The following is a 6,666-nucleotide window of genomic DNA, read 5'->3' as shown; positions in this document are numbered from 1 at the left end:
GCCCTCGACCGCTTGCGCCCGGATGCCTTTAGCAAGCGACGGCACCCACCATGACCTTAATCGTCGGCGGCCGCAAATAACCGATCATAGGATGTCGCGGAGGTCGTTTTCCTGACTTAGGCTGTCGGATCTTCTCTGACCGACGTGCCCCGATGCAGGACGCGCTGATCCGCAAGCTCGAGAGCTTCGAGGAGCTGGCCAACGAGGATCGCGGCGCCCTGAACGCCCTGGTCCCCAAGGTCAGGAAGGTCGGGGCGCGGGCCGATCTGATCCGGGAGGGCGATGCGCCCGACAGCGTCCACCTGATCCTCGACGGCTACGCCTGCCGCTACAAGGTCCTGCCGGACGGCCAGCGCCAGATCATGGCCTACCTGATCCCGGGCGACTTCTGCGACCTCAACGTGTTCATCCTCGACCAGATGGACCACGCGATCGGCACGATCTCGGCCTGCCAGGTCGTTGACATCCCGCGCCAGGCCATCGAGGCGATCACGGCCGAGCATCCGCGGGTCACTCGGGCGCTGTGGTGGTGTGCGCTCGTCGACGAGGCGGTTCTGCGCGAGTGGCTGGTCAATCTCGGCGCCCGGCCCGCCAACCACCGCATCGCCCATCTTCTCTGCGAGCTGCTGCTGCGGCTGGAGGCGGTGGGGCGCGTCACCGACAACAGCTACGACTTCCCGTTCACGCAGACCGACATCGCCGACACGATGGGCCTGTCGAACGTGCACGTTCACCGCACGCTCCGCGAGCTGCGGGCCCTCGGCCTGATCGCGCTGAAGAACCGGATCGTGACCATCCTCGACCTCGAGCGCCTGAAGGCGTTCTGCAGCTTCAACCCGAACTACCTGCACCTCAGGAACACGCGCTGGGGTGCCCGCCGGAGCGTGCCATGGCTGAGCAGCGGCCATGGAGGCTAGGGTGTTCGATCAGGATAACGTCGAGACCCTCGTCGTCCTGCAGCCGATCCCGGTCGACACCGCGAGCCCGGACCGCGAGGGCATGCTGGTGCTGGCCAACGGGCTGCTGGTTGGCGTTCTGGTGCGCCTCGACACGCCCGAGCACGAGAGCCCGGGCGGCTGGTTCATGGAAGCCGGCCTCGGCCGGCTGGCCGGCTTGCGGGTGCCGGCCTTCGACACGCTGGAAGACGCCACGCGCTGGCTGCGCCAACGGCTGAAGCCGTGACAGCGCCGCCTCAGCCCAGATCCGGGAGTTCGGCGTGACAAGTGATCCATCGCCTCGCCCGCGACCCTGGCCTCTACGGCAGGGACTGCATCCGCTGATCACGAAGCTCGAGCACGGCACGAGCCTGACCGAGGCGGATCGCGTCCTGCTGTCCGGCATCACGGCTCAGAGCAGGGTGATCGGGCCGCATTGCGACCTCATCCGCGAGGGCGAGCGTCCCGAGAACGTCTTTCTCATCACCGCGGGTCTCGCCTGCCGCTACAAGGTCCTGAGCAACGGTAGCCGCCAGATCCTGGCGCTGCTTCTGTCGGGAGACCTGTGCGACCTGAACGTCGCGCTGCTCGGGGCGATGGACCACAGCATCGGCACGCTCAGCCCGTGTCTCGTGGCCGAGGTGTCGCGCGCGACCGTGGCGGAGCTCAGCACGAACCACCCGCGCATCCTGCAGGGCCTGCTCTGGTCGACGCTGGTCGATCTCGCCACCTGCCGGGAATGGCTGCTGAGCCTGGGCCAGCGCCCGGCCGACCAGCGGATCGCGCACCTGTTCTGCGAGCTGCTGCTGCGCCTGCAGCTCGTCGGCTGCGCGGACGGCAACAGCTTCGATCTACCCCTCACGCAGGGTGAGCTTGGGGACGTGCTCGGGATCTCGAACGTGCATGTGAACCGGGTGCTTCAGGACCTGCGCAAGCGGAACTTGATCGTGTTCCGGGGGGGCCGGCTGGAAATCCTCGATGTTGAGGCGCTCCAACTCGCGTGTGACTTCAATCCGAATTACCGGCACCTGACACCGCGCCAAGCGAGGGAGTGAGGCTGGCACTCGGCGCTGAATGCGGTGCCATGGGCGGACGCGGGCGGATCCGATACGGCTGCCCACCGTTGCTCCTGATCCCAGGGTCCAGCGGCTGAGAGAGACGTGCGCTCCCGCCTACCAACCGGAAGGCGCCGCATGCCGCGTTACTTCTTCGACGTCCACAACCAAGAGTTCTCCACCCGTGACGATGCTGGCCGCGACTGTGCCGACCGGGAGCGGGTGAGCGAGATCGCACTGCAGGTGCTCTGCGACATCGCGCGGGAGAAGCCGCTCAAGCACATGCACAGCCGGCTGGGCGCCATTGTCCGGGACGAGAGCGGCGAGGTGGTGCTGACAGCGACCGTCAATCTCTCGACGACCTGGGTTGGGGATGCTTGAGCATAGCGGTGGTGAGGGCCCCGTGGCTCCAGCCTTCCGAAACGCAACGCGGCGCCTGAGAGCCGGCTGAGCCGCCTCGCGTTCCAATAGGGCTTGCCCATGTGAAACGTTCCGGGCCCGTCCGGCGCCCGTCCCAAGTGGATGCTCCTGCGATTTGGAACGCGCATTCGCGGCGCGTCTAAAAGCCTATTGGGACGGCCACGCGTCCAGCGCAGGGCTTCTGCTGTCAAGGAAGGGTATACCTTTGCGCGACATCGGCCGTGAGGCACCGCCCTCGTACCAGAAGGTTCGGTTTCGGCTTCTGAGACACCTCGCGAGGCGGCTCTAGATCCTTCTGAGACAAGCGAGAGGACTAGCGACCTATCCGCGGTGAGAAATCTTGCCCGTTGGGGTATGCCCTTGCAGACAGGTGGTGTTCTGTAGGTCAGGAGCTTGCTCCCGGGGGGCAGGGCGGAGGGTGTTTCAGTTGCGACACCCTCACAAGGGCGTGCTACGCTTCGGCATGGCTGCAAAGCACTCCCGTCACATCGCACTCACCGGCCCGCTCGCCGAATACGTCGAGACCCAGATCGCCAGAGGGGAGTATGCCTCCGTGAGCGAGATGGTTCGGGCTGCCCTCCGTCTTCTGATGGAGCGCGATCGAGCGGCAGGTCGCCCCGGCCGTGCGGCCCTCCAGACGCCATCAGCCGATGAATAGGCCTGCGCCTGATCTCCACGCAGGTCACGATTTCCAAGCCGACCTTGCGGCCGTCGAGAGCATCGAGGCCGTGCCGACGATCTTGGAAGCCGTCTGCCGAACGACAGGCATGGGCTTCGCCGCAGTTGCCCGCGTCACGGAAGATCGCTGGGTCGCCTGCCAGGTGCGTGACGGGATCGCATTCGGGCTGCCACCCGGCGGTGAGCTGGAGGTCGCGACGACGATCTGCCGCGAGGTTCGGCGTGACGGGGCTGCTGTCGTCATCGACCACGTCGCCGAGGACGAAGCCTACTGCCGCCATCCGACCCCGGCGCAGTACGGCTTCCAGAGCTACATCTCGATGCCCATCGTGCTGCCGGACGGCACCTTCTGGGGCACGCTCTGCGCCATTGATCCGCAGCCGGCTCGCCTGAATACGCCTGGCACCATCGGCATGTTCACGGCGTTTGCCGAGCTCATTGCCTTTCATCTCGATGCCCAGCAGCGCGTCAGCGTCAGCGCTGCCGAGCGCGATCGGGCTTGGCGCCTGTCGCAGGATCTGCTCGTCATCATCACCGCCGGCGGCAGGCTTCAAGCCGTCAACGCCGCTTGGACGAGAATCCTCGGCTGGCAGGAGCATGAACTCGTCGGCAGGAGCTTCGCTGAGTTTGCGCATCCTCAGGAGGCGGAGGACCTGTCTGCTATCCGCGCCAGCATCACCGAAAAGCCGCTGACGGAGCCTCACGAGATCCGGGTTCGGCACAAGGACGGCAGCTATCGCTGGTTCGCTTGGACGGGTGCCTTCGAGAGCGGGAAGATCTACGCGAACGGGCGCGACGTCACCGCTCACCGTGAGCAGGCGGAGGCTCTCGCCCGGGCGGAAGAGGCATTAAGGCAATCGCAGAAGCTGGAGGCGGTGGGCCAGCTCACGGGAGGTGTGGCCCACGATTTCAACAACCTCCTGACCATCATCCGATCATCCGTCGAGTTCCTCCGGCGCCCCAACCTGCCGGAGGAGCGTCGTAAGCGCTACATGGACGCGGTCTCAGACACGGTGGAGCGCGCCGCCAAGCTGACCAGCCAGCTTCTCGCCTTCGCCCGGAGGCAGGCTCTGCAGCCGGAGGTGTTCGAGGTCGGAACTTGTCTGCGCGCCGTGGCTGAGATGCTCGACCCGATCATGGGTGCGCGCATCCGCATCGCGACTGAGGTGCCGGACACTCCCTGTTACGTGCGGGCAGACCTGAGCCAGTTCGAGACAGCGCTCGTCAACATGGCGGTGAACGCCCGTGACGCGATGGAGGGTGAGGGCACGCTGACCGTGCAGCTTTCCTGCCGCGATGGGATGCCGCCCATTCGCCACCACTCGGGTGCGTCAGGGTCTTTTGCGGCGGTGTCGCTGACCGACACAGGCTCGGGCATCGAGCCAAGCCGGCTCAACCGCATCTTCGAGCCCTTCTTCACGACGAAGGAGATCGGCCGCGGCACGGGCTTGGGCCTGTCGCAGGTGTTTGGTTTTGCCAAGCAGTCGGGCGGCGATGTGGATGTCGCGAGCAAGCTCGGTCAGGGCACCACGTTCACGCTCTACCTGCCCGAGGTCGAGGCCGAAATCACACAGCAGGTAGAGGAGGAACTCGGTCCATCAACGGGCGGCTCAGGGCAGCGGGTGCTTGTCGTGGAGGACAACCTGGAGGTGGGCCGGTTCGCGACGCAGATCCTGGAGGATCTTGGGTATGTCACGACCTGGGCCCACAACGGTCCTGAGGCGCTAAAGGCCCTAGGTGCTGATGGAGCGATGTTCGATGCGGTCTTCTCGGATGTGGTGATGCCGGGCATGGATGGGGTTCATCTTGCCCGTGAGATCCGGCGCCTACACCCCGGTTTGCCGGTCGTGCTGACGAGCGGCTACAGCCACGTGCTGGCTGAGGAGGGCCCGGACGGCTTCGAGCTCCTGCAGAAGCCCTACTCGGTCGAGGCACTCTCACACATCCTTCGCCGGGCGACAGGCAGGAGGAAGCGCAGACGCTCCCCGAAGCAGACCTAAAGTCCGCGAACTGCAGCGATCCAGGGCAGTGGAATCTGTCCGGCGCTGAGATTGCCGAACCATCCATGCGCCTGAAGCAGGTCCGCTGAGGTATGCCCATACAGACAGCAGGAGGAGTCCAAGAAATCCCGTCCGCAAGGCTTGGATCCGATCAGCGGGCAATCTTCCTTTCGAACATCACCCCAAAGGACTACCCAAACGCTCTTCGCCTGGCTGGATTGGCTGACTGGAAAACGACGGTTTGTTTCCCACTAGCGCGTTGAGGTCGCATCCGATGGCATCGAGAACTGCCTTATTGGGCAATGTAGGATACGATCCTGAGACGGTATTCTGTCGGGCACTGGCCAACACAGGGTATCATTGTCGTGCGCATCTTATTGGCATGCCTGTTCGCGATCTTCGTCATTGGGGTCGCTCTGCATCTTGCTGGCTTTTACAGAAGCGCGGATATCTCTGTGAACAGCTACGAAGGCCGCTCCCAATCGCCTGTGGTTCGTGCCTGTATCCGCCAGATCAAACATCTGCCGCCTGATCCGACGCTTCCGCCTTGTGTGCCGGGCGCGGGAGGTAGGGCTCGGTAGGCTGAGGGAGCGCCTGGAATGAGTGATCGACTGTTGCAGAGACTGGCGACGTTTGCTGCGGCCGCCTTCATGGCCGTTGTCTTCGCCGCAAGCCTGCTGGTGCTTCGCATCCCCTAGTGTGCCTCGGTCGCAGGATCACTGCTGATTGCTTTCGGGCTTGTATCTTTCCCAGACCAGGGTCACAACAACCATCTTACCTATGACGGTGTTCATTTGCGGCTGAGTTGTGTATATCAGATTTCCATCCTTGTATTCTACATTTCTGGCTTGCTTCAATCCAGTCCAAGTCTGGTTAGATGACACGTCTATGTTATGATTCACCTTGGATCCATCGAAGGTGTATGTACCAGCGTAAGCAAAGAAGGTTTTTTGCAAACCAATCCGCTCTTGGTCTGTAAAGCTGCCTTTGCTAGTCGGCGTCTCTCTCCGGTCATAAGCGCACACAACCATCATGCGGCCGTCTTTATCATAGTTGATCCAGCCGTTTGGACGCGGACCCCCGTACGCATCGACAACCTCATTTGTTTCTAAGATCCTATTCTCCGCGCTAACGAGATGCCACGTTCCGATTATGTCTTTCGTTTCCAATGAGTAGGCCGGAGACACACTGAGCGCCATGATCGTTGCCAGCTTCCAGGCCCGCATACCCTTCCTCCATTCACTCTCTTGACGAGGCGAATTCCGCATCGCCGCGGCGAGCATAAGAGTTCGACTCAGGCGGCACCATGGCCGCGGATATAACGAGAAGGAGAACTCATCAGACCGTCGAGCCGCGTCGGCCCGTAGGCTTCGCCCACTCGGCAGGTGGCGGAGACAGCTGGGAGCCGGCGGCTTAGCGCAACTGCCAAGCGCGGCCGACACCAACTCGGCGTGCACTCTATGCATTGCTCCTATTTGTCAGGAAAACGACCGTTTTCCTGTCATCGGCGAGGAGCGTCTCGCGAGCCCTCCCAAACAGCCCCGTTTGTGTCAGGAAACCGTGACTGGAAAACTACTG

At 63.5% G+C, this 6,666-nt stretch carries 7 protein-coding genes; 6 read left to right on the top strand and 1 reads right to left on the bottom strand.

The features are described 5' to 3' along the window. Positions 1–152: 152 nt before the first annotated feature. The 6 genes from WDW90_RS33475 (at position 153) to WDW90_RS33450 (ending at position 5,088) form a co-directional block, all read left to right on the top strand. The gene (locus tag WDW90_RS33475; RefSeq protein WP_336491982.1) at positions 153–917 is read left to right on the top strand and encodes a Crp/Fnr family transcriptional regulator; all 765 of its coding nucleotides are present in this window, start codon (positions 153–155) and stop codon (positions 915–917) included. 1 nt (position 918) lies between these two features. Then, entirely contained in the window at positions 919–1,182 is a 264-nt protein-coding gene (locus tag WDW90_RS33470) for a hypothetical protein (RefSeq protein WP_336491981.1), read from the top strand. 34 nt (positions 1,183–1,216) lie between these two features. After that, positions 1,217–1,990, top strand: coding sequence for a Crp/Fnr family transcriptional regulator (locus tag WDW90_RS33465; RefSeq protein ID WP_336491980.1), 774 nt, complete (start codon positions 1,217–1,219; stop codon positions 1,988–1,990). 138 nt (positions 1,991–2,128) lie between these two features. After that, positions 2,129–2,371, top strand: a complete 243-nt coding sequence (locus WDW90_RS33460; RefSeq protein WP_336491979.1) for a DUF6894 family protein — start codon at positions 2,129–2,131, stop codon at positions 2,369–2,371. 502 nt (positions 2,372–2,873) lie between these two features. Beyond that, positions 2,874–3,068, top strand: a complete 195-nt coding sequence (locus tag WDW90_RS33455; RefSeq protein WP_336491983.1) for a type II toxin-antitoxin system ParD family antitoxin — start codon at positions 2,874–2,876, stop codon at positions 3,066–3,068. After that, a complete protein-coding gene (locus tag WDW90_RS33450) occupies positions 3,061–5,088 on the top strand; it encodes an ATP-binding protein (RefSeq protein WP_336491978.1) in 2,028 nt (675 codons plus the stop codon). Before WDW90_RS33455 ends, WDW90_RS33450 begins: the two co-directional genes overlap by 8 nt. 716 nt (positions 5,089–5,804) lie before the next feature. Here WDW90_RS33450 and WDW90_RS33445 read toward each other — a convergent pair. Beyond that, positions 5,805–6,314 (bottom strand): lipocalin-like domain-containing protein, encoded by a 510-nt coding sequence (locus tag WDW90_RS33445; protein ID WP_336491976.1) that lies wholly within the window; start codon positions 6,312–6,314, stop codon positions 5,805–5,807. Positions 6,315–6,666: the final 352 nt, after the last annotated feature.

This window comes from Methylobacterium nigriterrae (genome assembly GCF_037106235.1).
Taxonomy (GTDB): Bacteria; Pseudomonadota; Alphaproteobacteria; order Rhizobiales; family Beijerinckiaceae; genus Methylobacterium; species Methylobacterium nigriterrae.
Note: the sequence above shows the minus strand (reverse complement) of the source record. Positions and strands in the feature narration are given on the sequence as shown.

Excerpts from the sequence above, each read along its gene's own strand:
- WDW90_RS33460 (WP_336491979.1), top strand. The coding sequence starts at position 2,129 with ATGCCGCGTTACTTCTTCGACGTCCACAACCAAGAGTTCTCCACCCGT.
- WDW90_RS33455 (WP_336491983.1), top strand. The coding sequence starts at position 2,874 with ATGGCTGCAAAGCACTCCCGTCACATCGCACTCACCGGCCCGCTCGCC.
- WDW90_RS33450 (WP_336491978.1), top strand. The coding sequence starts at position 3,061 with ATGAATAGGCCTGCGCCTGATCTCCACGCAGGTCACGATTTCCAAGCC.
- WDW90_RS33445 (WP_336491976.1), bottom strand. The coding sequence starts at position 6,314 with ATGCGGGCCTGGAAGCTGGCAACGATCATGGCGCTCAGTGTGTCTCCG.
- WDW90_RS33475 (WP_336491982.1), top strand. The coding sequence starts at position 153 with ATGCAGGACGCGCTGATCCGCAAGCTCGAGAGCTTCGAGGAGCTGGCC.